The 25,912-nt window shown below is 64.6% G+C and carries 20 protein-coding genes; 8 read left to right on the top strand and 12 right to left on the bottom strand.

Translation table 11 applies throughout. The features are described from left to right. Positions 1 to 65 precede the first annotated feature (65 nt). The 5 genes from ISS97_RS10580 to ISS97_RS10600 all read right to left on the bottom strand — a co-directional run bounded on the left by ISS97_RS10580 (position 66) and on the right by ISS97_RS10600 (position 7,689). Complete coding sequence (locus tag ISS97_RS10580; RefSeq protein WP_379986729.1) at positions 66 to 2,282, bottom strand: glycoside hydrolase family 20 protein; 2,217 nt, start codon at positions 2,280 to 2,282, stop codon at positions 66 to 68. Then, positions 2,279 to 3,322, bottom strand: coding sequence for a glycosyl hydrolase family 18 protein (locus ISS97_RS10585; RefSeq protein ID WP_379986728.1), 1,044 nt, complete (start codon positions 3,320 to 3,322; stop codon positions 2,279 to 2,281). The genes ISS97_RS10580 and ISS97_RS10585 overlap by 4 nt, the downstream gene beginning before the upstream one ends. Beyond that, positions 3,319 to 4,980, bottom strand: a complete 1,662-nt coding sequence (locus ISS97_RS10590; protein ID WP_379986727.1) for an alpha-L-fucosidase — start codon at positions 4,978 to 4,980, stop codon at positions 3,319 to 3,321. The genes ISS97_RS10585 and ISS97_RS10590 overlap by 4 nt, the downstream gene beginning before the upstream one ends. Continuing rightward, positions 4,949 to 6,553, bottom strand: a complete 1,605-nt coding sequence (locus ISS97_RS10595; protein WP_379986726.1) for an alpha-L-fucosidase — start codon at positions 6,551 to 6,553, stop codon at positions 4,949 to 4,951. The genes ISS97_RS10590 and ISS97_RS10595 overlap by 32 nt, the downstream gene beginning before the upstream one ends. Before the next feature lie 119 nt (positions 6,554 to 6,672). Then, positions 6,673 to 7,689 (bottom strand): glucokinase, encoded by a 1,017-nt coding sequence (locus ISS97_RS10600; RefSeq protein ID WP_379986895.1) that lies wholly within the window; start codon positions 7,687 to 7,689, stop codon positions 6,673 to 6,675. A 462-nt stretch (positions 7,690 to 8,151) separates the two neighbouring features. Between ISS97_RS10600 and ISS97_RS10605 the strand changes: the two genes are divergently transcribed. The 6 genes from ISS97_RS10605 (at position 8,152) to ISS97_RS10630 (ending at position 14,402) form a co-directional block, all read left to right on the top strand. Next, on the top strand, positions 8,152 to 9,183 hold the full coding sequence (locus tag ISS97_RS10605; RefSeq protein ID WP_379986725.1) for an aldo/keto reductase: 1,032 nt from the start codon (positions 8,152 to 8,154) through the stop codon (positions 9,181 to 9,183). Continuing rightward, positions 9,180 to 10,055 carry an amidohydrolase family protein gene (locus ISS97_RS10610; RefSeq protein WP_379986724.1) on the top strand — a complete coding sequence of 292 codons (876 nt, stop codon included), beginning with the start codon at positions 9,180 to 9,182 and terminating at the stop codon, positions 10,053 to 10,055. Before ISS97_RS10605 ends, ISS97_RS10610 begins: the two co-directional genes overlap by 4 nt. Then, positions 10,052 to 10,798, top strand: coding sequence for an SDR family oxidoreductase (locus tag ISS97_RS10615; RefSeq protein WP_379986723.1), 747 nt, complete (start codon positions 10,052 to 10,054; stop codon positions 10,796 to 10,798). Before ISS97_RS10610 ends, ISS97_RS10615 begins: the two co-directional genes overlap by 4 nt. 13 nt (positions 10,799 to 10,811) lie before the next feature. Continuing rightward, entirely contained in the window at positions 10,812 to 11,678 is an 867-nt protein-coding gene (locus ISS97_RS10620; RefSeq protein WP_379986722.1) for a fumarylacetoacetate hydrolase family protein, read from the top strand. A gap of 49 nt (positions 11,679 to 11,727) precedes the next feature. Then, positions 11,728 to 13,047 carry an L-fuconate dehydratase gene (locus tag ISS97_RS10625; protein ID WP_379986721.1) on the top strand — a complete coding sequence of 440 codons (1,320 nt, stop codon included), beginning with the start codon at positions 11,728 to 11,730 and terminating at the stop codon, positions 13,045 to 13,047. Positions 13,048 to 13,259: 212 nt separating this feature from the next. Further along, positions 13,260 to 14,402 carry an alpha-hydroxy acid oxidase gene (locus tag ISS97_RS10630; RefSeq protein WP_379986720.1) on the top strand — a complete coding sequence of 381 codons (1,143 nt, stop codon included), beginning with the start codon at positions 13,260 to 13,262 and terminating at the stop codon, positions 14,400 to 14,402. A gap of 426 nt (positions 14,403 to 14,828) precedes the next feature. Here the strand turns inward: ISS97_RS10630 and ISS97_RS10635 are convergent, their stop codons facing one another. Both ISS97_RS10635 and fucP read right to left on the bottom strand, forming a co-directional pair. Beyond that, the gene (locus tag ISS97_RS10635) at positions 14,829 to 15,188 is read right to left on the bottom strand and encodes an L-rhamnose mutarotase (protein WP_379986719.1); all 360 of its coding nucleotides are present in this window, start codon (positions 15,186 to 15,188) and stop codon (positions 14,829 to 14,831) included. A 1-nt stretch (position 15,189) separates the two neighbouring features. Continuing rightward, a complete protein-coding gene (gene fucP, locus ISS97_RS10640; RefSeq protein ID WP_379986718.1) occupies positions 15,190 to 16,482 on the bottom strand; it encodes an L-fucose:H+ symporter permease in 1,293 nt (430 codons plus the stop codon). Positions 16,483 to 16,688: 206 nt separating this feature from the next. Between fucP and ISS97_RS10645 the strand changes: the two genes are divergently transcribed. Further along, positions 16,689 to 17,465, top strand: a complete 777-nt coding sequence (locus tag ISS97_RS10645; protein ID WP_379986717.1) for an IclR family transcriptional regulator — start codon at positions 16,689 to 16,691, stop codon at positions 17,463 to 17,465. 35 nt (positions 17,466 to 17,500) lie between these two features. On the opposite strand, the gene ISS97_RS10650 is transcribed toward ISS97_RS10645, so the two are convergent. From ISS97_RS10650 to xylA, 5 genes are read right to left on the bottom strand one after another with little or no spacing between them, the layout of a single operon-like run. Beyond that, positions 17,501 to 18,643 (bottom strand): sugar ABC transporter permease, encoded by a 1,143-nt coding sequence (locus ISS97_RS10650; RefSeq protein ID WP_379986716.1) that lies wholly within the window; start codon positions 18,641 to 18,643, stop codon positions 17,501 to 17,503. Positions 18,644 to 18,695: 52 nt separating this feature from the next. Next, entirely contained in the window at positions 18,696 to 20,243 is a 1,548-nt protein-coding gene (xylG, locus tag ISS97_RS10655; protein WP_379986715.1) for a D-xylose ABC transporter ATP-binding protein, read from the bottom strand. 8 nt (positions 20,244 to 20,251) lie between these two features. Beyond that, on the bottom strand, positions 20,252 to 21,259 hold the full coding sequence (gene xylF / locus ISS97_RS10660; RefSeq protein WP_379986714.1) for a D-xylose ABC transporter substrate-binding protein: 1,008 nt from the start codon (positions 21,257 to 21,259) through the stop codon (positions 20,252 to 20,254). Beyond that, positions 21,256 to 22,791, bottom strand: coding sequence for a xylulokinase (xylB, locus tag ISS97_RS10665; RefSeq protein ID WP_379986713.1), 1,536 nt, complete (start codon positions 22,789 to 22,791; stop codon positions 21,256 to 21,258). The genes xylF and xylB overlap by 4 nt, the downstream gene beginning before the upstream one ends. Positions 22,792 to 22,798: 7 nt before the next feature. After that, the gene (gene xylA, locus ISS97_RS10670) at positions 22,799 to 24,115 is read right to left on the bottom strand and encodes a xylose isomerase (RefSeq protein WP_379986712.1); all 1,317 of its coding nucleotides are present in this window, start codon (positions 24,113 to 24,115) and stop codon (positions 22,799 to 22,801) included. 179 nt (positions 24,116 to 24,294) lie between these two features. Between xylA and ISS97_RS10675 the strand changes: the two genes are divergently transcribed. Then, complete coding sequence (locus tag ISS97_RS10675; protein WP_379986711.1) at positions 24,295 to 25,461, top strand: XylR family transcriptional regulator; 1,167 nt, start codon at positions 24,295 to 24,297, stop codon at positions 25,459 to 25,461. The last annotated feature ends 451 nt before the right edge of the window (positions 25,462 to 25,912 follow it).

The following is a 25,912-nucleotide window of genomic DNA, read 5'->3' on the forward strand; positions in this document are numbered from 1 at the left end:
TGAGGGATGTAACGAACGGAACCGCTTCTGTTTAAAAACCACTACTCCTGAAAACAACCGGTACCTCAGCGCACGATCAGCTCGTCCACGAAGGTCCAGGTATGACGATCGTCCTGCGCGGGATGGCGAGTGATTTCCGCGCGGACGTAACGGGTATGGATCGGCTTGGCGGCCGTGAAGGCGACGCGCTGCACATGGCCGAGGCTATCGGTGGCGATGGGCGTGACCTTCACTTCGCGCAAGGTCTTCCAGTGCTGCTGGTCGTCGGAGACCGAGAAGCGCACTTTGCGGGGCCACCAGATCCAGGAATCAGCCTGCTGCAGCACGCCGACGCTGATTTCGTGCACGTCGGTGGCGCTGCCCAGATCGACCGTGAGGCGCGGATCGGCCTCTTCCCAGCCCAGCCAGGTGCCGTCCTTGAAGTTCTCGCCGCCAAGCACACCGTCGGTCAGCGCGGCGGCGCCGTGCTGGCTGTAGGTCGGGCTGGGGGCCGGATCGTAACTCGCGGTGGCGCCAAACGCAGGACTGCGCTCCAGTTGGAAGCTGTGCGGATGGTCGTAGGCGCGGCCCTTGCGGAACGGCACCACGCGCAGCGTGCCGGGTGCGCTCAGCTCCAGCGTATCGGTGAAGGATGGCGACGACGCCGTCGGCTCGCTGCCGTCGGTCGTGTAGTGGTTCTCCACATCGGCAAAGCCGCGCTGTGCCTGCAGCTGCCAGCCATCACGCTTGGCGTTGATCGACAGCGCGTACTCGGCCACGTTGCGGTCTTCCGGACCGTAGCCGACCTGCCATGCATCCAGGCGCGGATACTGTGCCTGCAGGCGCTGATGGAAATCCGCGTAGCTCGCGGCGTCCGCCGGGCCACCGCGCCACAGGCGCTCGGCGAAGGCGATCAGGCGCGGATACAGCCGCACTTCTGCATTCAACGGATCCGCGCGCTCGCTCCACAGCGGCGCCTCGGCGCCCAGCACCTGTTCGCGCCGGGCCTGCCCCGACTCGCCCAGCGGATCGGTGAGATACAGCTTTTCCACCGTCAGGCGCGACAACGGGGTATCGAGGTAATACGGGCTGGCGTTGATGATGCGGTTGCCGTTGGCAAGGGCCTTGCCGGCGCCCTCGTCGCCGCGCCACACCTCTACCACCGCCGAAGCGTCCACGCCGCCCTCGAGGATCTCGTCCCAGCCGATCATGGTCTTGCCCTTGCCGGCAAGATACACCTGCATACGGCGCACGAAGTAGCTTTGCAGCCCCTTCTCGTCGCCCAGATCCTGGTCGCGGATCAGCTTGTCGCAAGCCTCGCAATGCGCCCACGCGCCGGCCGGCACTTCGTCGCCGCCGATATGCACATAGGGCGAAGGGAACAGCGGCAGCACTTCGTCCAGCACGTTTTGCAGGAAGGTGTAGACGTTCTCGTCGGGTGGGCAAAACACGTCGCTGAACACGCCCCAGCCCGACGGCACCTTGATCGGCTTCTTGGCGCACGACAGTTCCGGATACGCCGCGATGGCCGCGGAGCTATGCCCCGGCATCTCGATCTCCGGAATCACCATGATGTTGCGCTGGCGCGCGTACTCCACGATCTCGCGCACCTGATCCTGCGTGTAGAAACCGCCATGGCGGCTGCCGTCCGGCTCGGTACGCCAGGCACCGACTTCGGTGAGCTTGGGGTACTGCTTGATCTCGATGCGCCAGCCCTGGTCCTCGGTGAGATGCCAGCGGAAAGTGTTGAGCTTGTAGTAGCTCATCAGGTCGAGCTGCTTCTTGATGAAGGCGACCGGATAGAAATGCCGCCCCACATCAAGCATATGGCCGCGATAGACGAAGGCCGGTTCGTCTTCGATCCGCACGGCGGGAATCGACACCTTCGTCTCTTGCGAGGGTATGACCGGCAGCAACTGGCGCAATGTCTGCACGCCCCAGAACAGCCCCTTGCCGGTAGCCGCGCTGATGGCTATGCCACGCGGCGTCACGTCGAGCCGATAGGCCTCGTCGCCGACGACGGCGGGATCCAGCTTGAGCACGATATGGCGCCCCTTGCGCGCTGCATGCTCCGGCAAGTCGATACCGGCTTGCTCCGCGATGGCGTCATGCAGGAATGCAGCAATCTCTTTCGAGCGCGTGTCGGTCGGCGCGTCGATGCTTACTTGCTTGTCCAGCACGAAGCTGCCCTTGCCTTCCTCGGCATGGCTCGGATACGGCACCAGCGGCAGCGCCGCCCGCGCCAGCGTGGCCCAAACGGATGCGACCACTACGAATCCCACGATCGCGATACGGCGGCTCATCGCTGCGCCTCCGGCAGTTCATCCCACACCTTCGGATCTTCCGAACCAAGCACCCACGAGCAGAAGCCCTGCAGGCCGTATTTCTTCACCACGTCGTAGCGGTCGCGGAACGCATGCGCGTCGGGCAGGAACACCCATTCGCGCATACCGTCGCGATAGAAGTAGAACCAGGACTCGTGCTCCACCGGATCCCATTGCATCGTCACGCCGAACTGCTTGGCCAGCGGAAACGATTCGTCCGCATCGATGTAGCTCGCCGATATGTTCGACGACTCCTTGCCGTCGTCTTTCACCGGATTGCCCGCGAACCAGTGATAGCCGTAGAGCGCAATGCCGAGCGAGAGCTTTTCCTTGGGCACCACTTTCAGCGCGTACTCCAGGTGCTCCATCGTCCACGGCATGCCGGCCACCGGGCCGGGCGTGGTCCAGCGCGTGTGCTGGTCGTAGGTCATCAGGCAGACCAGATCCAGCGACTGCGCCAGCGCCTTCAGGTCATAGGCGCCACGCCAGTATTCCCACATCCATTTGGAGAACGCGCCACCACCGGCATAACCCGGTGCATTCGGCACGATCGCCATGGAGAGCTTCAGTCCGTGCTTGTGCAGCGCATCGGCGGTTTCCTTGGTCATCGCGGTCAGCGCATCGCGATCGGTCCAGGCGATGTTTTCGAAGTCGAACTGGAAGCCGGTAAAGCCATACAGCTTCGCCTGTTCGATCAGCGACGCGATCATCGCTTTCTTCGCGGTAACGTTACCAAGCAGCTTATGGAACTTCTCGCGCTCGCCATTGGCCGACAGGATCGGCATCACCGGCACGCGATGCTCCCTGGCGATTTTCATCACGTAGTCGTTCGGCTGGCCCGAGACCAGGCCGTTCTCGTCCACGCCATACCAGGTGGGCACCAGCACGTCGATCTTGTCGGCATGCGCGACGAAGGAGTCGATCGATTTCTGCGACCCCATCATGTAGAACATCGCGCTCGGCGCTTTGGCGAATGCCAGCGCCGGCACGAGCAGCAGCAACATCAGCAGACGCTTCATCGGGCCGCCCCCTGCTCAGCGGCGAGCTCGATGCGCAGCACATAGGCGTATTCACCCACCGGCTTCGCCGGCAGCGTCACATGCAGACCATCGTCCTGCTGCTTCCACGACACTGCCTTGCCATTGGCGAGCAGCTGCACCGAGCGCACGCCGTCGCTCGGCTTGAGCGAGCGGATCACCGCCTTGCCGCCCGCCGGCCAGTCCAGCTCGATCGCGTACAACTTGCCGTTGTGCGTGGTAAAGCGGAAATCCTCGGCGGTATACGGCTTGGTCTTGGTGTCCTGGAACGAGCCGCCCGCCACTTCGGTCGGGCCTTCGCCAAACTGCCGCCACGGCTTGCTGCCGTAGATCGCCTCGCCGTTGACCTTGAGCCAGCCGCCAATCTTGCGCAGCGTGTCCTGCGCTCCCTCCGGGATCACACCATCCGCGCGCGGGCCGATGTTGAGCAGCAGATTGCCGTTCTTGCTCACCACGTCGGCCAGCAGCTGGATCAGCACCTGCGGCGACTTGTAGGTGTCGTGCTCGATGTAGCCCCAGGAATCGTTGCTGATCGAGGTGTCGGTCTGCCAATGCGTTGGATGGATGCCCGTGAGCTGGCCGCGCTCCACATCCAGCACACCCGCGCCTTCAGCGAATTCGCCGAGCTTGTAGTTCACCACCACGCCGCGCGCCGCGCCCTGGTTGTAATAATAGGCGAGCATCTTCGGCAACGAGTTACGGAAGGTCGGATGGCCGATCCACCAGTCGAAATAGATCAGGTCCGGGTGGTAGTCGTCGATCAGTTCCGTGGTGCGCGCCAGCCAGTCGTCCAGCCACGCCTGCGAAACGAAAGTGAAGTCCGTGGAGAGCGCGTCGCTGTCCGAGCCTGCCATGCGCACCTGCGCGGGACCATAGAACTCGGCGTACTTCGGATCGTTCACGTCCGAAGCGAACTTGCGCCCGTTGCCCATGAACCAGTCGTGCTCGGCGCGATGCGAAGACAGGCCAAAATGCAGACCTTCCGCGCGGATCGCCCTGGACAACTGGCCGATCACATCGCGTTTCGGCCCCATCTTCACCGCGGTCCAGTCGCTCAACTTCGAGTCGTACATGGCGAAGCCGTCGTGATGCTCCGCTACCGGCACCACGTAGCGCGCGCCGGCTTCGCGGAACAGCTTGGCCCACACGGCCGGATCGAAATGCTCGGCCTTGAACTTGGGAATGAAATCCTTGTAGCCGAATTCGCTTTGCGGTCCGTAAGTGGCGACGTGATGGGCGAACTCGTTCGAACCTTCCACGTACATGTTGCGCGAGTACCACTCGCTACCGAACGCCGGCACCGAGTACACACCCCAATGAATGAAGATGCCGAACTTGGCATCGTCGTACCACGTGGGCGAACGGTAAGCCTGCAGCGACGCCCAGTCGGCGCGGAACGGACCGGCGCCATCGCCCCTCTCCACCTCGGCCAGCAAGGCGCGCCGCTGCGGATCGAACTTGGCGCTGGCCTTCTGCCAGATCAGGTCGTTCTGCTGCGGGCTCTGCGTTGTCGCGGTTGGCGCGGTGGCCGGATCGGCCGCGACAACACTACCGGCCGCAAGCAGCAGCGCAACGCTCAATGCGCGACGCAGCGCGGTATGGCGGGGCTTAGAGCAGTTCGATGCGATACGCATAGGCATGCAATCCTTTGGGGGATGTGGGCAGGCGCAGATGCAAGCCATCCGCCTGCTGCTGGAAGGGAATCTCGGCGCCGGTGGCGAGCAAGGTGACACGACGCACTTTCATGTCGGCGCCGATCGCATGGATCACCGCCTGTCTGTCGTCGGGCCAGCCGAGTTCGATGGCGTAGAGCCGGCCGTCTTTGCTGGTAAAGCGGAAATCCTGCGCGGTGTACGGCGCGGTCTTGCTGTCCTGCATGGTGCCGGCGGCGACCTTGGTCGGACCTTCGCCGAACTGACGCCACGGCCGTGTGCCGTAGATCGCCTCGCCGTTGGCGTGCAGCCACTGGCCCACAGCCTGAAGCATGTTCTTAGCTTCGTCGGGAATGCTGCCGTCGCCCTTCGGGCCGATGTTGAGCAGCAGGTTGCCGTTCTTGCTCACCACATCCGCGAGCAGGTGCACGATCTCGTCGGGGTTCTTGTAGGTGTCACCCTCGGCATAACCCCACGAATCCTGGCTGACCGAGGTTTCGGTCTGCCATGGCTGCGGCCGGATGTCCGCCGCCTGCCCGCGTTCGATGTTGAGCGTGCCGCTGCCCATGCGCATCGAATCGAGCTTGTAGTTCAGCACTGCGCCCTGCCCACGCGCGGCGGCCTGGTTGTAGTAGAACGAAGCGAAGCGCGCGAGCGCGCCGCTGAAACGCGTCTGCCCGATCCACCAGTCGAAGTACATCAGGTCCGGGTGGTAGTCCTGCACGATCTCGGCGGAGCGCGCCAGCCAGTCGTCCAGATACGCATCGGAAACGAAGGTCCAGTCGACCTCCTTGCCGTCCTCGCCCTTCGCGCCCTGCAGCGGATGCGCCGGACCGTACAGCGCCGCGTAGCGCGGATCGTTGACGTCGGAATCAAAGCGGCGGCCGTATTCGAAGAACCAGTCATGCTCGGCGCGGTGCGAGGACAAGCCGAGCTTCATGCCTTCCGCGCGCACCGCCGTGGCGATCTGGCCGATCACGTCGCGCTTCGGCCCCATCTTCACCGCGGTCCAGTCGCTCAGCTTCGAGTCGTACATGGCGAAACCGTCGTGATGCTCCGCCACCGGCACCACATAGCGTGCGCCAGCTTCACGGAACAGCTTCGCCCATGCGGCCGGATCGAAATGCTCGGCCTTGAACTTCGGGATCAGATCCTTGTAGCCCACCTGCGGCATCGGCCCGTAAGTAGCGATCTGATGCTGGTAGTAGTTCGCGTACTGCCCTTCGCGCTCGTACATATGGCGCGGATACCACTCGCCCTTGTACGCGACCACCGAGTACACGCCCCAGTGGATGAAGATGCCGAACTTGGCATCGCGATACCAATCGGGCGTCTTGTATTCCGCCAGCGAGGACCAGTCCGGCTGGAACGGCCCGGACCATGCCTGCGCATCGACCTGCTTCAGCACGGCCTGTCGCGCACCGTCGTACTTGCTGTTGGCCTGCCGCCACTGCTGCTCGATAGTGCCCGCGTCCGGTGCGCCGGCCGTCGCCGCGAGCGACACGGCAACCAGCATCCACGTGGACGTCATGGCGAGACGATGCAGCGCGCCCTTGCTCATCCGCTCAGTGCTCCACCGGGCCGGGGCTAGTTCGACAGCAGGCAAGGGATCGACACATGGCAAAACCTCGGGCAATGGTGGTGGTGGCGAGCAACGCGGCTGGAACGCCGCGCTGCGGACTATCGAAACTCCCGCTCTCCCTTGGCTCGCGCCTGGCGATCGAGAAACCAGCTTGCCGCGCCGATCACGCCGAGCTGGCCGTGATCCACCACGCGCACCGGGACTTTTTCCAGGAAAGGCCGCATCACGCCCTTGTCGAGGAAGCGGTCGGCGAAGGCGCTGTTACGCATGAACGCCACGATCCGCGACAGAAAACCGCCAGCCAGCCAGATGCCGCCAGTGGCCTGATAAAGCATGGCCAGATCGCCAGTAAACGAACCCAGCCAGCCGCAGAACAGCTGCAAAGTTTCCACCGCGCGCGCATCGCTGCCGTCGACGGCGGCGGCGCTGACGTCAGCCGGCTCGGCGCACGTCGCCTCCTGTCCGGCTTCGGCGCATAGCGCGCGATAAAGACGCAGCAGGCCGGGGCCGGACAGCACGTGCTCATACGACACGTGGGTATCGGGTGCAGCCAGCAGACTCAGTACTTCTTGCTCGCGACCGACGCGCGCGGCGAGCTGAGTCTGCCCCGCCTCGCTTGCCAGCACCGTAGGCGGCGTGCCGGGCAGACGCACCGCGGCGCCCAGTCCGGTGCCTGGTCCGACCACCACCATCGGCCCGATCACCGGCACATCCGGATGAGCCGGCGCGTTCACCAGCGGCGAACGGGCGATATCGATATAAGCCGTGGCGTGCGCCAGTGCTTCAAAATCGTTGAGCAGCAGCACGTCGTCGAGTTGCAGTGCGCTGGCGATCGCCGCCGGCACGATCGGCCACGGCAAGCTTTCATTGATCACCACGCCGTTGAGTGCGCAGCCAGTGCAGGCCAGCACCAGTTGTCGCGGCGCCTCCGGCAGCTCGGCGCAGAAGGCGCGCGCGATGCTGGCCATGTCGGCGTAGTCGGCGCAGCGATAGACCTTGTAAGCCAGCACCACCGGCCCGCTGACGCGGGTGCCGGGGGCCATCAACGCCATGCGTGCATGGGTGCCGCCCACATCGGCGGCAAGGAACGGCGGACAGACGTTGGGCGCGATCATGTCCGGCGTTCCGGACGACCGCACCCGCGGGAGTTCGCGCACATCGGCAGCGCCGCCACCGATTGCCGCCGCGCGGCCATTCATGCGCAGCTCCCGGGCGCCGGAAAGGCGCAGGCGGACGCTGAAATTATCTCGTGCAGATACACGTTCAAGGCTCCCCGCCCCCAAGACCCGATTCGTCGTTACAGCGACCCGCCGCACATTTCATGGGCGAATCGATGTTTCATATTTATATAGATCGATGCAAGTTGCAGTGCAACAGGAAATTCTCGCGATCGACAGCCTCACGCAAAGATCACTTGTAAAACTATATTTCATATGTGCACACTTGCTCAGACCGGGCAAGTGGCGGTTGAGCGGGCGCCCAGCATCCGCCAGAGTCCGCGCATCAGCGGGCCTGGATGCGGTGCGAGTCGCTATCGACGAGTCACTCTCGGTATTCCCAGTTCGCGGAGCTCTGGCATGGCGGAACCTGGCCTCCACAACCAGCAAGGCAGCAGCGCACCGGCCACTGGCAAACGGCTCGGGCTGACGCCGTTGTCTTTCGGTGGTGCGCCCATCGGCAACCTGTACGCCGGCGTGGACGAGACTGACGCCGCGCAGGCCATCGAACATGCATGGCGCCGCGGCATCCGTCATTTCGACACTGCGCCCTACTACGGCTACGGCCTCAGCGAAGAACGCCTCGGTGCCGTACTGGCCGCCAAACCGCGCGACAGCTACACCCTTTCCACCAAGGTCGGTCGCCTGATCGAAAGCGCCGAAGGCCGCGAACCACTCGCCGACGGTTTTGCCGTGGACAACCGCCAGGCGATCTTCGACTACAGCCGCGACGGTGTGCTGCGCTCGGTCGAAAGCAGCCTGCGCCGCCTGCGCACCGACCGCATCGACCTGTTGCTGCTGCACGACATCGGCGCGCTCACGCACGGCGCGCAACATCCGCAGATCCTGCGTCAGGCGTTGGACGAAGCGTTGCCCGCAATGGCCGAGCTACGCACGCAAGGCGTGTGTGCCGCCATCGGCCTCGGCGTCAACGAGGAAGCCATCTGCCTGGAAGTGATGCCGCGCTTCGCGCTCGACGCCATCATGCTGGCCGGCCGCTACACCTTGTTCGAGCAGCAGGACAGCACGCGCGTGATGGACGAAGCGCTGCATCGCGATGTCGTCATCCTCGCCGCCGCCCCCTACAACTCCGGCCTGCTTGGCGCCGCCGACGGCCCGGGCGATACCTATAACTACGCGCCGGCCGATGCGCCGACGCGCGCACGCGCACAGCGGTTCTACGACATCGCAGCGCAGACCGGCGCCAGCCTCGGTGCCGCCGCACTGCAATTCCCGCTGCTTCACCCTGCTGTCGCCACCGTGGTCTGCGGCATGCGCTCGGCCAGCGAAGTACATAGTGCCGTCTCGCGACTGGACACCGCGCTGCCACCCGAACTGTGGACGCAGCTGCGCGCCGCCGGCCTGCTCGCACCGAGCGCGGTCACCCCATGACCCTGGTCGACGCGCATCAGCATTACTGGCAGGTCAGCCGCGGCGACTACGGCTGGCTGGCGGATGCGCCCACGGCATTGCAACGGGATTTCCTGCCGCACGACATGGCCCCGCTGCGCGCAGCCACAGAAGTGCAGCGCACCGTACTGGTACAGGCCGCACCCACCGAAGCGGAAACCCGCTTCCTGTTTGAACTCGCGCGCGACAATAAGAGCATCGTGGGCGTGGTCGGCTGGGTGGATTTTGAAGCGGACGATGTGGATGCGCGCATCGAACGGCTGGTGCGCGACGGTCGCGGCCTACTGATCGGCCTGCGCCCGATGGCGCAGGACATCGCCGATCCCGACTGGCTTGCACGCCCCAAGCTGGATAGAGCGTTTGCCAGCATGCAGCAGCACGACCTGGCTTTCGATGCACTGGTGCGTCCCGATCAACTGCCGTCGCTGCTCAAGCGGTTGGTGCGCGAACCCGCGTTGCGCGCGGTGCTCGACCATGCAGGCAAGCCAGCCATCGACGGCAGCGACTCCCACGACTGGGCGGCGCATATCACTAGCCTCGCCGAGCGCACCATGCTGTACTGCAAGTTCTCCGGCCTGCTGACCCAGCTCGCGCCGGGCCTGCCCGACGATGCCATCACACCTTACGTCGAACACGTCTTCGACTGCTTCGGCGCTGAACGTCTGTTATGGGGCAGCGACTGGCCGGTGCTCACCTTGCGCGGCGACTACGCGCACTGGCTGGCACTGGCCCGCGTGCTGGCCCATCGCTTCGCGCCCGGTCGCGAAGCGGACATCTTCGGCGGCAACGCGGCCGCGTTCTACGGCCTCGATCTCGCCGTATCTCCTTCGCCTCATAAGGAATCCCAGCCATGAATACACGCCTGGCCGGCAAGCACGCCCTGGTCACCGCCGCTGGCGCCGGCATCGGCCGCGCCACCGCCCTCGCCTTCGCCGAAGCTGGTGCGCAGGTGTTGGCGACCGACATCGACACCGCCGCGCTGGAAAGTCTCGCGGCGACGCATCCGTCGATCCGCACGCAGCGCCTGGATGTGACCCGTACCGACGAAATCGACGCGCTGGTCGCCGCCAACAACAGCATCGACGTGCTGTTCAACTGTGCCGGCTTCGTGCACGCCGGCACCATCCTGGACACCGACGAGCAGGCGTGGAAGCGCTCCTTCAGCATCAACGTCGACAGCATGTTCCACCTGTGTAAGCGCGTGCTGCCCGGCATGCTCGAACGCGGGCGCGGCAGCATCGTCAACATGTCTTCCGTGGCGTCCAGCATCAAGGGCGTGCCGAACCGCTTCGCCTACAGCACCACCAAGGCCGCGGTGATCGGCCTCACCCGCTCGATCGCCGCCGACTTTGTGGCACGCGGCGTGCGCTGCAACGCGATCTGCCCCGGCACGGTGAAAACACCTTCACTGGGCGACCGCGTGCGGGCGCTGGGCGGCGACGAGGAAGCCGTGTGGCGCAGCTTTATCGAGCGTCAGCCGATGGGCCGCCTCGGCACGCCGGAAGAAATCGCCGCGCTCGCGCTGTATCTCGCCTCCGACGAATCCGCATTCACTACCGGCACGGTCCACGTTGTGGATGGCGGCTGGTCCAACTGAAGGAACTCACGGGATGAAACTTGTCCGTTATGGCGAGCATGGCACCGAGAAGCCAGGGTTGATCGACAGCGCGGGCGAACTGCGCGATCTCTCATCCATCGTCGCCGATATCGATCCTTACACGCTCAGCCGCGAAAGCCTGCAACGCCTGGCCGCCGTGGATCCGTCCACCCTGCCCAAGGTCTCCGGCACGCCGCGCTTCGGCGCACCGGTAGCGCCGGTCGGCAAGATGATCTGCGTGGGTATGAACTACGCCAAGCACGCCGCCGAAACCGGCGCGCCCGTGCCCGATCAGCCCGTGCTGTTCATGAAGGCCACCAGCGCAATCATGGGGCCGAACGACGACGTCGTGATTCCACGTGGCTCCACCCGCACCGACTGGGAGGTGGAGCTGGGCGTGGTGATCGGCGAGACCGCCCGCGACGTGCCTCTGGAAAAAGCGCTGTCGCACGTCGCCGGCTACGTGGTGGTCAACGATCTCTCCGAGCGCGAATTCCAGTTTGAGCACGGCGGGCAGTGGGTGAAGGGCAAGAGTTGCGACACCTTCGGCCCCATCGGTCCCTGGCTGGTCACCGCCGACGAAGTACCCGATCCGCAGAGCTTGCGCCTATGGCTGGAAGTAAACGGCCATCGCTATCAGGACAGCAACACCAGCGACATGGTGTTCGGCGTCGCCAAGCTGGTCAGCTACATCAGCCGCTACATGACGCTGTTGCCCGGTGACGTCATCAGCACCGGCACGCCTGCCGGCGTGGGCCTTGGCTTGAAGCCGCCCACTTATTTGCGCCCCGGCGATGTGATCGAACTCGGCATCGACGGGCTCGGCCGGCAACGCCAGCAAGTGCATGCGCATCCCGCCGACCAGGGCAACGCACGATGAGCCGTCCCGTCACGACATTGCTTCTCTCCGGCACAAGGAGGCCGGACGCATGGTGAAAATCACTGCACTGGATACCTACGACGTACGCTTTCCGACGTCGCGTGAGCTCGATGGCTCCGACGCGATGAATCCGGATCCGGACTACTCGGCCGCCTATGCCGTATTGCGCACCGACGATCCGCACGGCCTCGCCGGCTATGGGCTGGTCTTCACCATCGGCCGCGGCAACGACGTGCAGAAGGCCGCGCTCGATGCCTTGCGCCCCTACGTGGTCGGCCTGAGTCTCGATGAAGTGATCGGCGACCTCGGCGGTTTTGCCGCGCGCATGATCGGCGACTCGCAGCTGCGCTGGCTCGGCCCCGAAAAGGGTGTGATGCACATGGCCATCGGCGCAGTGGTCAACGCGGCGTGGGACATGGCCGCGCGCCACGCCGGCAAGCCGCTGTGGCGCTTTATCGCCGACATGACACCGGAACAGCTGGTGAGCGTGATCGACTTCCGCTACCTCGCCGACGCGCTCTCGCCCGACGAAGCGCTGCAACTGCTGCGCACCGCCGAGCGCGGCAAGGCGCAACGCATCGAACAGTTGCTGGCGGAAGGCTATCCCGCCTACACCACTTCGCCCGGCTGGCTCGGCTATTCGGACGAAAAGATGCTGCGCCTCGCTCGCGAAGCAGTGGCCGACGGGTTCCGCACCATCAAGCTCAAGGTCGGCCACAACGTCGAGGACGATATACGCCGCTGCCGTCTGGCGCGCGCCGAGGTGGGGCCGGATGTCGCTATCGCGGTGGACGCCAACCAGCGCTGGGATGTGCATCGCGCGATCGAATGGCTGCGCCGGCTGGCTGACGTGAAGCTCGCCTGGATCGAAGAACCGACCAGCCCCGACGACGTGCTCGGCCACGCCGCCATCCGTCGCGCCATCGCGCCGACGCCGGTCTCCACCGGCGAGCACACGCACAACCGCGTGATGTTCAAGCAGCTGTTCCAGGCCGGTGCCGTCGATCTGGTGCAGATCGATGCCGCGCGCGTCGGCGGCGTCAACGAGAATCTGGCGATCCTGCTGCTGGCGGCGAAGTTCGGTGTGCGCGTGTTCCCGCATGCCGGCGGCGTCGGCCTGTGCGAACTGGTGCAGCATCTGGCGATGGCCGACTTCGTGGCGATCACTGGCAAAAAGGAAGATCGCGCCATCGAGTTCGTCGATCACTTGCACGAGCACTTTGTCGATCCGGTGACTATCCGCGACGGTCGCTATCTGGCGCCGACGACACCAGGTTTCTCTGCGCAGATGTTCGACGCCTCGATCGCCGAGTTCCGCTTTCCGGATGGCCCTGCCTGGCAGGAACCTCTCCACGCATTGAACGCATGACCTGTAGGAGCGCACCCTGTGCGCGACAAACCGGCAGGACTGCCGGTTTGCACGGTGAAGCCGCCCGCAGGGCGAGGGCCATGGATGGCCCGAGTGAAACAGCGTGCAGGGCCGCGCTTTCTGTCCAATGTGGCAAAGGCGGCCCTGCTTTGCAGGGCTCTCGCGCACAGGGTGCGCTCCTACACAAACTCTACTGGCTCTGAGGAATCGCCATGGCCACGCCGATCACCAATGTACTGGATCTGCGCGAACTCGCCCGCCGCCGCGTACCTCGCGCGTTCTTCGAATACGCCGATCGCGGCGCCTATGACGAAGTGACGCTGCGCGAGAATCGTCACGCGTTCGAACGCATCCAGCTACGCCAGCGCGTGATGATCGACGTCGACCAGCGCTCGCTCGCCACGACGATCGTCGGGCAGCCGGTGTCGATGCCGCTGGCCATCGCGCCGACCGGACTCACCGGCCTGCAACACGGCAGCGGAGAAATCCTTGGTGCACGCGCGGCGGTGGCGGCCGGCATTCCGTTCTGCCTGAGCACCGTGTCGATCTGCTCGATCGAGCAGGTGCGCACCGCCGTCGACAAGCCGTTCTGGTTCCAGCTCTACGTGATGCGCGACCGCGGCTTCGCGCGCGAGCTGATCAGCCGCGCCAAGGCCGCCGAATGCTCGGCGCTGATGCTCACTGCCGACCTCACCGTGCAGGGCCAGCGCCACCGCGAAATCAAGAACGGCCTGTCGGTACCGCCCAAACTCACCCTGCACAACCTGCTGGATATCGCCAGCAAACCGCGCTGGGCCTGGAGCGTGCTGCGCGCGCCCAGTCGTTCGTTCGGCAACCTGCAAGGCCGCATCGGCGGCACCGACAGCCTCACCACACTCGCCCAATGGATCGCCAGCCAGTTCGATCCCACCATCACCTGGAAGGATCTGGATTGGATCCGCGAGCTATGGCCCGGCAAGCTGATCCTCAAAGGCATCATGGACCCGCGCGACGCACGCCTCGCCGCTGATCACGGCGTCGACGCCATCGTCGTTTCCAACCATGGCGGCCGCCAGCTCGATGGCGCTCCTGCCAGCATCGATGTACTGCCGTCCATCGTGCAGGATGTTGGCGATCGTCTTGAGGTGTTGTTCGACGGAGGCATCCTTAGCGGACAGGATTTGCTGAAGGCGCTGGCCAGTGGTGCGCGTGCCGGGTTGATCGGCAAGGCGTTTCTTTATGGGCTTGGTGCGATGGGTGAGGCTGGTGTGACGAAGGCGATCGAGCTGATACGGCGCGAGCTGAGTGTGAGCATGGCGTTGACTGGGCAGACGGATGTGCGAGCGATTGCGCCTGAGGTGATCTGGCGGCGCTGAACTAGCAACATTGCGTCCTACTACTGCGTCATTCCGGCGAAGGCCGGAGGCGCTTCACAACAGCGAAGCTGGTCATCCAGTGGCATTATCGCCCGGTTTTAGCGTCTGCGTGCCTTGGCTCGCCTGCCGCGGGCTTCCGACTCGCTGCCGCGAGCCGGGTCACTTTCTCTTTGCTGGCCCACGCACCCGCACAGGAGCGGGTGCGAACAGCGCAGCTGGCCCGAAGGGCGGAGGGCATGGATGCCCGGAGTAAAGAGAAAGTAACCAAAGAGAAATGGCCTCAGAGCAGGCGGTGTGCTTTGTAGAACCGCCCTTTCCAGTGCCAAACCTCGGGATGGTTTTCTTTAGGGCCTTTTGCACGGCCCTCACCGCTGTTGAAGATCAAAAGCATCTTCTTGGCTACAGCCAGCGCAAACGCATCGGCGCCTAGCGATCGCTTTTTATGCACTCGCCCAACGAGAAGATTCGGGTCATCTGCACCCATTTCTCTCCGTTCTTCGCCCACGGCAGCCGCTGCTGAAAGGTATCCATCAACGCCTCCCACGCCCGCACGCGCGGATCGGCGGCGTCAGCGGCTTGCTTGGCCGCGCTATCGAAATCTTCGGGTACGTCCATCACCAGCATCAGCCGGTTGCCGGTGCGGAAGATTTCCAGGTCGCTCACGCCGGCAGCGCGGATCGAGGCGACGATCTCCGGCCAGATGTGGCCGGGTTGATGCCAGCGTTCGTATTCGGCAATGGCGAGCGCGTCGTCCCGCAGGTCGAGGGCGAAATACTGGCGTGGCATCTCAGGCTCCTGGCTGTTGGCGGCGTGCGAATAGCAGTACCACCGCGAAGCTCACCGCCGGCACGGCCATCGCCCTGGCGATGCCACCCGCGTCGGACACCGCACCCATCGCCGCGGTAAGTACGGCGCCGCCGATGATGGTCATGACCAGCAGCGCCGAGCCGAGCTTGCGTTCGTCGTCGCCGCGGCCTTCCACGCCCAGCGCGAAGATGGTGGGATACATCACCGACATGAAAAAGCTGCACGTGACGAGCGCGCACGCACCCGCATAGCCCGGCGCCAGGAGGGCGAACACGGTCAACGCGATGTTGATCGCCGCGAACAGCGCCAGCAGGCGGCGCGGCGCCAGATACTTCATCAAGGCGCCGCCCGCGAAACGGCCGGCCATGAAGCACACCAGCGATGCGGTGAGGAAATTCGCGGCCGTCTTGGCCGGGGTGCCGGGCACGCTTGCCTGCACATAGCGGATCAGATAGCTCCACACGCCGACCTGTGCGCCGACGTAAAAGAACTGCGCCAGCATGGCCCAGGTGAAGCGTCGATCACGCAGCAGCGTCCGCAATACGCCCTCGCCCGCCGCAGGCTCTTCACCGACCGCATGGACCGCGGGGAAGCGCGTCAGCAGGATCAGCAGGCCCCAGCCCAGCACGACCAGCCCGATCACCAGATAAGGCAACTGCACCGCGGCGGTTTCCTGCGCGAGATAGGCCGCGCGGCTCGCCGCGCTCATGGCGGCCAGCTCGTCGGATGAACGCTCGACACCAGAGAAGATGAAGTGCTGGCCGATCAGAATGCCGGTGATCGAACCGAGCGGGTTGAAGGCCTGGGCCAGGTTCAACCGCTGCGCGGCCGATTCGCGCGGCCCCAGCAGTGTCACGAAGGGGTTGGCAGAGGTCTCCAGAAACGCCAGCCCGCTCGCGATCACGAACAGGGCGAACAGGAAGAAACCGTAGGTGCGAAACTCTGCCGCCGGCCAGAACAGCAGCGCGCCGATGCCGTACAGCGCCAGCCCGAACACCACCGCACTCTTGTAGCCGAAGCGCCGCATATACATGCCGGCCGGCATCGCCACCAGGAAATAGCCCAGATAAAACGCACTTTGCACCAGCCCGGCGCGGAAATCGTTGAGTACGAAAGCCTTCTTGAACTGTGCGATCAGCACGTCATTGAGGTTGTTGGCGACGCCCCACAGAAAAAACAGGCTGACGATCAACACCAGGGGAAGCATGGAGCGGCGGTAGATCTGGGTGGCCTGCGCGGTTGCCGCTGACCGGTGCTCGGTACTGATGTCCAAATCACTGCTCCCGCTGGACGGCACCCGTTGTGCGGGGCCAATGACAAGACTCGACTCAATGTGCAAATATGAACAATATATTCACTTGTAGCACAAGTCGCATCGCAGCATCGACGTCCAGACGTCCATCCACGCGGCAACCATGGCGTGGCGGTGCGCATCACAGTTGAGGCAAGCTTCACCATCAACCGGGGATCCATCGCGTCATGCCCAAGACACCACCCAAGTACCGCGCGCCTGCGCTGGACAAAGGCCTGGACATTCTCGAACTGCTCGCCGCCTCGCCGACGCCGCTGACGATCGCCGAGGTGTCCGAAGGCGTGGGCCGCTCGCGCGGCGAAATCTTCCGCATGCTGCAGGTACTGGAAGAGCGCGACTACATCACCCGCGGCGAAGGCGACACCGGCTACTCGATCACGCCGCGGCTGTTCCGCCTCGGCATGGAACAGCCGCAGCTCAAGACCGCGGTCGAAGCCGCCCTGCCGGTGATGCATCGCCTCGCCGACCTGGTGGAACAGTCATGCCATCTGGTGGTGCCGTCGCGCGAACAGATCGTGGTGATCGCCCGCATCGACCCGCCCGGTGAAATCGGCCTGGTCGTGCGCGTCGGCCATCGCCGCCCGATGTCGCAGGCTACCTCCGGCCACGTGCTGCTGGCCTACCAGAGCGACGAGATCCGCAACCTGTGGCTGGACATGATCGCCACCCATGAGCCCGACCTCGACCGCAAGAAGCTCCTGAAACTGGTGGCGCAGGTGCGCGCCCGCGGCTACGCCAGCGCACCCAGCCACATCGTCGACGGCGTCACCGACCTCTCCGCGCCGGTGATGCAGCACGGCCATGCCGTGTGCGCGCTCACCATTCCCTTTATCGAGCGCCGCGCCTCGTCGATCACCATGCTGCATACGCAGGCGCAGTTGCGGCAGGCGGCGAGCGATATCTCGGATGCGTTGCAGTACGGGGCGCCGGTGCGGAAGGAATAAACCGAGCGCGCTTCTGCCGTCGTACCTATGCGGCGTTAATCCCGCTGCGACCCCGACAACACATCCACCCACACCGCCAGCACCAGGATCGTGCCCTTCACGATGTACTGCCAGTAGGTGTCCACGTCCATCATCGACATGCCGTTGTCGAGGCTGGCCATCACCAGCGCGCCGATCAGTGCGCCGTGGACGGTGCCCGCGCCGCCGCGCATGGAGGCGCCGCCGATGAAACAGGCGGCGATGGCATCGAGTTCGCCGTTGCTGCCAGCCGAGGGTGAGCCCGCGGCGAGACGCGCGGTGTTGATGATGCCGGCGAAGGCGCACATCAGGCCCATGATGCCGAACACCACCAGCTTCACGCGCGCCACGTTCACACCTGACAGCCGCGTCGCTTCCAGGTTGCCACCGACCGCATAGATATGCCGGCCGAGCACGGTCTGTGTGCCGAGGTAGGTGAATACCGCCAGCAGGGCTACCAGGATCATCACCGGCAGCGGCACACCGCCGTAACGGTTGAGCGTGGTGATGAAACCGGCCAGTGCCGCACCGATCGCGATGAGCTTCAGCACATCGGTCCACCACGGCAATTGATTGAGCTGAAGCGCCGCGCGACGACGGCGGCGCAGCACCGTGAGCACCACCAGCGCCGCGAAGATCACCACGCCCAGCAGGCCTGACAGCATCGGCGCCACGTAACCCTGCCCCAGGTACACCAGGTCGTCCGGCACCGGCGAGATGGTCGAGCTATGCGTCACGCCAAGCAGCGCACCGCGGAACGCGAGCATGCCGCCCAGGCCCACGATGAAGGAAGGCACGCGCATGCGCGTCACCCACACGCCATTGAACAGACCGATCAGCACACCCAGCACGAGCACGGCGGCGATAGCCATCGGCGTGGACCATTGCAGGTTCACCGTGAGCACCGCGACCACGCCACCGAGCAGGCCTAGCAGCGAGCCCACCGACAGATCGATCTCGCCCGCGATGATCACGAACACCATGCCGCACGCGAGCATGCCGGTGATCGCCATCTGGCGCAGAAGGTTGGACACATTACGCGGGGTGACGAAGGCACCTTCCGTGGCGACGTGGAAGAAAATCCATATCGCCGCCACCGCCAGCAGCAAGGCCAGAATTTTGTAACGCGTAAACAGTTGTTGGATGTGCTGGGCTTGCATCGCGGATTCCGTAGCTGTTTCTTCGTAGCGTTTTTTTGGGGGGCGAATGAATTCAGGCGGCGGCGCGCGGGCCGGCGTCGATCGCGGCGGCCAGCACCTGTTCTTGGGTGAGGCCCTGATTGGGGAAATTGCCGCGCAGGCGTCCCTCGCCCATCACCAGCACACGGTCAGCCAGGCCCAGCACTTCGGGCAGCTCGGACGACACCAGAATGATCGACACACCTTGCGCAGCCAGCTCGAAGATCAGGCGATAGATCTCCGCCTTGGCGCCGATATCCACGCCGCGCGTCGGCTCGTCAAGAATCAGCACCTTCGGATTCGCCAGCAGCATCTTGGCGAGCACCGCCTTCTGCTGATTGCCACCCGACAGCCGCGCGATGGGCAGTGCCGGACTCGCGGTTTTGACCCGGCGCTGCCCGATCTGCGCTTCCACCACCTGCAGTTCGCGTTGCCGGTCGATGTGCCCGGCGCGCGCGTAGTGCTGCAAGGTCGCCAGCGTAATGTTGTCGCCCACGCCGAGCATCGGCACGATACCGTGCCGCTTGCGATCCTCCGGCACCATGCACAGGCCGGCTCGGATCGCGTCGCCTGGCGAACGGACTCTCAACGGCTTGCCTTCGAGCACCAGCTCCGCCGAACTACGGCCCGCATAGGCACCAAAGATCGCGCTGACCAGTTCGGTACGCCCCGCCCCCACCAGGCCGGCGATGCCGAGAATCTCGCCGCGCCGCAATTCGAACGACACATCGTCCACGCGCTTGCGCTGGGGATTCACCGGATCCAGGCAGCTCACATGGCGCGCCTCAAAAATCACTTCACCGATGGCGTGCTCTACCTTCGGAAACAGGCTTTCCAGCTTGCGTCCCACCATCAGGGAGATGATGGCGTCGGTGTCGAGTTCGGCCATCGGTCGCGTGGCGATGTGCTTGCCGTCGCGGATCACGCTCACCGTGTCGCAGACGCGCTCCACCTCGTCCAGCTTGTGCGAGATATAGATGCAGGCCACACCGCGGCGCTTGAGGTCTTCGACGATACCGAGCAACACCTCTGTCTCTCGCGCAGTCAGCGACGAAGTCGGCTCATCCAGGATCAGCAGCTTCGCGTCCTTGGCCAACGCCTTGGCGATCTCGAACAGTTGCTGGTGGCCGCCGCCGTAGTTCATCACCGGCAGCGCCACGTTCACGTCATCGAGCTTGAGTTCTTTCAGCAGGGCGCTGGCCTTGGCGTACATGGCGTCGTAGTCCATGCGCCCGCCCGGCCGGGTCAGTTCGTGGCCAAGAAAGATGTTCTCAGCCACGGAGAGCTTGGGCACCAGCATCAATTCCTGATGGATGATGACGATGCCGGCGCGCTCGCTGTCGCGCACGGAGCGCGCGCGCAACGGTTCGCCGCGCCAGAGGATCTCGCCTTCCCAACTGCCGTGCGGATATACGCCGGAAAGCACCTTCATCAAGGTGGACTTGCCCGCGCCGTTCTCGCCGCACAGCCCCACGCATTCGCCGGCGCGCAGCTTCAGGTCGATGCCGTCCAGGGCTTTGACGCCGGCAAACGCCTTGGTGATGCCGCGCATTTCGAACAGAAGATCGCCCCCCGCCATCATCCCTACCCTTACTTGCCGTAGATCTGGGCGTGGGTATAGAAGCCGTCGGCGATCACGGTATCGACGTTCTGTTTGGTCAGCAGGGTTGGCTTGAGCAGGACGGTGTCCACATCCTTCTTGCCGTTATTCATCTTGCTGGTGAAACCCGGCTTGTCGCCACGCACCAGCGACACCGACAGTTGCGCGGCCTGCCCCGCCAGCAGCTTGATCGGCTTGTACACGGTCATCGCCTGCGTGCCTGCGACCACACGCTTCACGCCTGCAAGGTCGGCATCCTGGCCGGACACCGGCACCTTGCCTGCCAGCTTCTGCGCGGCCAGCGCCTGGATCGCGCCGCCGGCAATGCCGTCATTGGAGGCGACCACGCCCTGGATGTTGTTGCCGTTGGCGGTCAGCGCGTCTTCCACGATGCGCATCGCCTTGGAAGCGTCCCACTCCGGTGTCCACTGCTGCCCGACGACTTTCACCGCGCCGCTGGCGATTGCCGGCTGCAGCACTTTCATCTGGCCTTCGCGGATCAGCTTGGCGTTGTTGTCGGTGGGTGCGCCGCCGAGCAGGAAGTAATTGCCCTTGGGCGCGGCGTTCAGGACACCCTGCGCCTGCAGCTCGCCGACCTTCTCGTTGTCGAAGGAGATATACGCATCCACGTCCGTGCCCAGGATCAGGCGATCATAGGACACCACCTTGATGCCGCTGCGCCTCGCTTCAGCGATCACGTTGCCTAGCACCTTGGAGTTGAACGGCACAATCACCAGCACGTCGACGCCGCGCGAGATCAGGTTCTCGATCTGCGCCACCTGCCGCTCCTCGCTGGCATCGGCGGACTGCACGTAGACCTTGGCGCCCAGCGCACCGGCGGCGGCGACAAAGTAGTCGCGGTCGCGCGCCCAGCGCTCGATGCGCAGGTCGTCGATCGAAAAGCCGATCACCGGCTTGTCCTTGCTGGCATGTGCCGCCGGCACCATGGCCGCCAGCAACAGCGCCGGCAGCAGCGCCCGCGCGAACAGATTCTTCATGAGCATCCCTCGTGATGACTGGCAGCGGAGCGCCCGGCCGGTGATCCGTCACGGCCGCTCGCTCCTGAGTACAGCGGTTGCAGTTGCCGGTACAGCTCGCGGAACAGCGGCTGACGGCGTTCGCGATAATAGGCATGCCTTGCGCGATTTGGCTCGCGCACCGCAACAAGCGGTGGCATGGCGCACACTTCGGCGAGCGACGCACCCGGCTCCGCTGCCAATCGCGCGAGCCGTGCCGCACCCAGTGCGGCACCCACATCGCCGCCGCTGCGCAGAGTCAGCGGCCGACCGATGATGTCGGCCAGCATCTGCGTCCAGTACGCACTGCGCGAACCGCCGCCGATCACCGTGACTTCATTCGCGTGCAATCCCGCGGCATCGACGGCCTCGATGCCGTCGAGCAGACCTAGCCCCACGCCTTCCAGTGTCGCGTTCGCCAGATCGGCTGCGGTGCTGTCCGCGCGCAGCCCGCTGAAAGCGCCGCAGGCATGTACGTCGTTATGCGGCGTGCGCTCACCGGTGAGATACGGCAGGAACATCGGGCCGTCGTCGCGACCGGCACTGCGTTCGGCTTCAGCCAGCATCTCGGCGACGCTAGAGCGGCCCGTCAGCTGTGCGGTGAAATCAAGACAACTGGCGGCGTTGAGCATCACCGACATCAGATGCCAGGTGCCTGGCAAGGCATGGCAGAAACTGTGCACCGCCTGTTCCGGCCGCGACAGAAAACCATCCGACACCGCGAAATACACACCCGACGTGCCGAGCGAAAGCATGGCCTGGCCGTGGCCGACGATGCCGACACCGACCGCGCCAGCGGCGTTGTCGCCGCCACCGGCGGCCACCGGCACGCGGTCCATATTCCAGCGCGCCGCGAGTTCGGGCAGCAGCCGGCCCGTCGCTTCGGTGCCCTCATGCAGCCTCGGCATGGTTTCCACCGACAGACCGCAGGCATCGAGCATCGACTGGCTCCAGCGGCGCCGCGGCACATCCAGCCATAGCGTGCCCGCCGCGTCCGACATATCGGTCGCGTAGTCGCCAGTGAGCCACAGACGCAGGTAATCCTTCGGCAGCAACACCTTGGCTACCTGATCGAAAATGCGCGGTTCGTGCTCGCGCACCCAGGCCAGCTTGGGCGCAGTAAAACCCGGCATGGCGAGGTTGCCGGTGATGCCGCGGAAACCGGGAACGCGCTCAAGCTCGCGGCACTGCGCATCGCTGCGCCCGTCGTTCCACAGGATCGCCGGGCGCAACACACGATCGTTCCTGTCCAACAGGGTCGCACCGTGCATCTGCCCGCTAAGACCGATGGCGGCCACTCGCCGCGACGAAATACCCTCCGCCGCCGCGGCAGCAAGCAGTTGCTCGACGGCAGACAGCGCGGCTGCCCACCACGTCGCAGGATCCTGCTCCGACCAGCGCGCGTGCGGATGAGAAAGCGAGAGAGGGTGCGAGGCCATCGCCCGCACCTTCCCTTCTTCGTCGATCAATACCGCTTTGACGGCCGACGTACCCAGATCCAGGCCGAGAAACATCGCGTGCTCAGCCGTAGATAAAGCGGTTGACCAGATTCTCCAGCCATTCCTGCCGGCCGGAGACATGCGCCGGGCGCAGATCGCGCCGGGCCGCTTCCTCCGTCAGCGTCTGCAGATTGAAGCCGCCATCGAGAATCTGTTTGCCGAAGCCGCCATCCCAGCCGGCATAGCGCTCGGCCTTGAACTCCGCCAGCAGATCGCGCTCGATCATGCCCGCGGCGCGATCCAACGCCAGCGCCAGCGCATCCATCGCGCCGATATGGCCATAGAACAGATCCGCCGCGTCGCTGCTCTGGCGGCGCACCTTGGTATCGAAATTGAAACCGCCGGTGGTGAAACCGCCGTGGCGCAGGATCTCGTACATCACCAGGGTCAGCTCTTCCACGCTATTGGGGAACTGGTCGGTGTCCCAACCGTTCTGCGGATCGCCGCGGTTGGCGTCGATGCTGCCGAAGATGCCCAGCGAGATCGCGGTCGCCACCTCGTGATGGAACGAATGCCCGGCCAGCGTGGCGTGGTTCGCTTCCAGATTGACCTTGACCTCGTTCTCCAGGCCGAACTCCTTCAGGAAGCCGTACACCGTGGCGCTGTCGTAGTCGTATTGATGCTTGGTCGGTTCCTGCGGCTTCGGCTCGATCAGCAAAGCACCCTTGAAACCAATGCGGTGCTTGTGCTCCACCACCATCTGAAAGAAGCGACCGAGCTGCGCGCGCTCGCGGTGCAGGTCGGTGTTGAGCAAGGTGTCGTAACCCTCGCGGCCGCCCCACAGCACATAGTTGGCACCGCCCAGCCGCTGGGTCGCGGCCATCGCATGAAACACCTGGCTGGCCGCGTAGGCGAATACTTCCGGCTGCGGGCTGCTGGCCGCGCCGGCCGCGTAACGCGGATGACTGAACAGATTTGCCGTGCCCCACAGCAATTTCATGCCGGTCTGGGCCTGCTTGGCCTCGAGCACATCCACCATCGCCGCAAAATTGTTCGCGTACTCGGCGAGGCTGTCGCCCTCCGGCGCCACATCGGTGTCGTGGAAGGTATAAAAAGGCGCACCCAGGCGGGCAAAGAAATCGAACGCCGCATCGGCCTTTACCCGAGCCTGGCGCATGGGGTCGCCGGCTTGTTGCCAGGGGCGCTGAAAGGTGCCGCTGCCGAACATGTCGGCACCCGGCCACACAAAACTGTGCCAATAGCACACCGCCAGGCGCAGATGTTCGTCCATGCGCTTGCCGAGTACGAGGCGGGACGGGTCATAGTGGCGGAATGCGAGGGAATCGTCGGCGTCGGCACCGGCGTAGCGGATCGGCGCCACGTGATCGAAGTAAGTCATCTAAAAGCCTCCTGAATGCTTTTGGATGCTGCAGTCGGGCCTATCAGGGCGCAATTACGAAATTCGCCATCGCCTTGGTCATTTTTCCCTGTCGCGATGCGTCATGCCTGGCGCATAAGTAACTGGTAGCGTCGGAACTTCGCGGCAACCGCCGTTAGTTACAGTCAGTGGTACGCCCCATGTCACCGCACCGCATCGCCCTGCTGTTCAACGCCAATAAGGTTTATGACCGCCAGGTCATCTCCGGCATCGGTCAATATCTGAAATCCACCCGCGTCGAATGGGACCTCTTCATGGAAGAGGATTTCCGCTGCCGCACGCTGGGTATCCAGCACTGGCGCGGCGACGGCATCATCGCTGACTTCGACGATCCCGCCGTGGCCGAGACGCTCACGCACCTGCCGATGCCGGTGGTCGCCGTGGGCGGCTCTTACGCCGACGACAGCCAGTACCCGCCCAACACGCCGTATGTCGCCACCGACAACACCAAGCTGGTGCGCCTCGCCTACGACCACCTGATCGCCCAGGGCCTGCAGCGCTTCGCCTTCTACGGCCTGCCTCCCTCGCCCGGCAACCGCTGGGCGCACGAACGCGAAACCGCCTTCCTGCAGATGATCGATGCGGACGGCCTGGAGGGTATGGTCTACCGCGGCTCGCCGACCAGCGCGGGCGGCTGGGGCCGTGCGCAGGAGGACATGGTGGCGTGGGTGAAATCGCTGCCCAAGCCGATCGGCGTCATCGCCGTCACCGATGCACGCGCGCGCCAGCTGCTGCAGGCCTGCGTGGTGGCCGACGTGCCGGTTCCCGAACAGATCGCCGTAGTGGGCATCGACAACGATCCGATGGCCCAGCTGCTCAGCCGCATCCCGCTGACCTCAGTCACCCAGGGTGCCGAGGAGATGGGCCGCATGGCCGCGCAGGTGCTGCATCAGATGCTGCACGGTGGCGACTGCACCAATACGCGCGTGCTCGTGCCACCGGTAGGCATTAACGTGCAGGCCAGCAGCCTGCATCAGCCCATGCGCAGTCCGCACGTGATGCGTGCACGGCATTACATCCGCCAGTACGCCTGCCTCGGTATCAAGACCGAGCAGGTGGCCGACTATGTGGGGATTTCGCGCACTTTGCTTGAGGAGCACTTCAAGCGGGAGCTGAAGCAGACGGTGCACCAGACGATTTTGGAGCACAAGCTGGAGATGGCGCGCGCGATGCTGGAGGACAGTTCGATTCCGCTGGCGGACGTGGCGGTGCGGTGTGGGTTTACGTCGTTGCAGTATATGTATGCAGTGTTTAGGCGGGAGTTTAATTGCACGCCAAGGCAGTTTTTGAGTATGGCTCGCGCTTAGCGCTTTAGCTTTTCTCCCTCTCTCTTCGGGAGAGGAGCGAGGTGAGGGCTCGGCCCCTGCGACGTGCCCTCCTACTTCGTCATTCCGGCGTAGGCCGGAATCCAGTAGTGATGTGTCTCGGTTGTCGCGTTGCTCCATACGGGTCCGCCTGTGGCGGGGTTTCGTCTCGCTGCCGCGAGCCGAGTTACTTTTCTTTGCTTGCCCAAAGAAAAGTAACCAAAAGAAAAGGCACCCCTCTTACGCGCCCTCCGGCTTCGCCTACGGGTTCGTGAGGGTTGGCCGGGCTTTTCGACACGACATCCCTGTCGTGTCGAAAAGGCGCAGGCATCCCTGCCTGCGCCCCCTTCGGGGCCTGATCGTCCAACCCTCACCGCTCCACAGGGGCCCGGGTACGGGCTCGCTTCGCATCGCCTTTCAGAGCATTCAGAGCAACAGCTCCCTCTCCCCTCCG

This window comes from Dyella koreensis (assembly GCF_044904565.1).
Taxonomy (GTDB): Bacteria; Pseudomonadota; Gammaproteobacteria; order Xanthomonadales; family Rhodanobacteraceae; genus Dyella_D; species Dyella_D koreensis.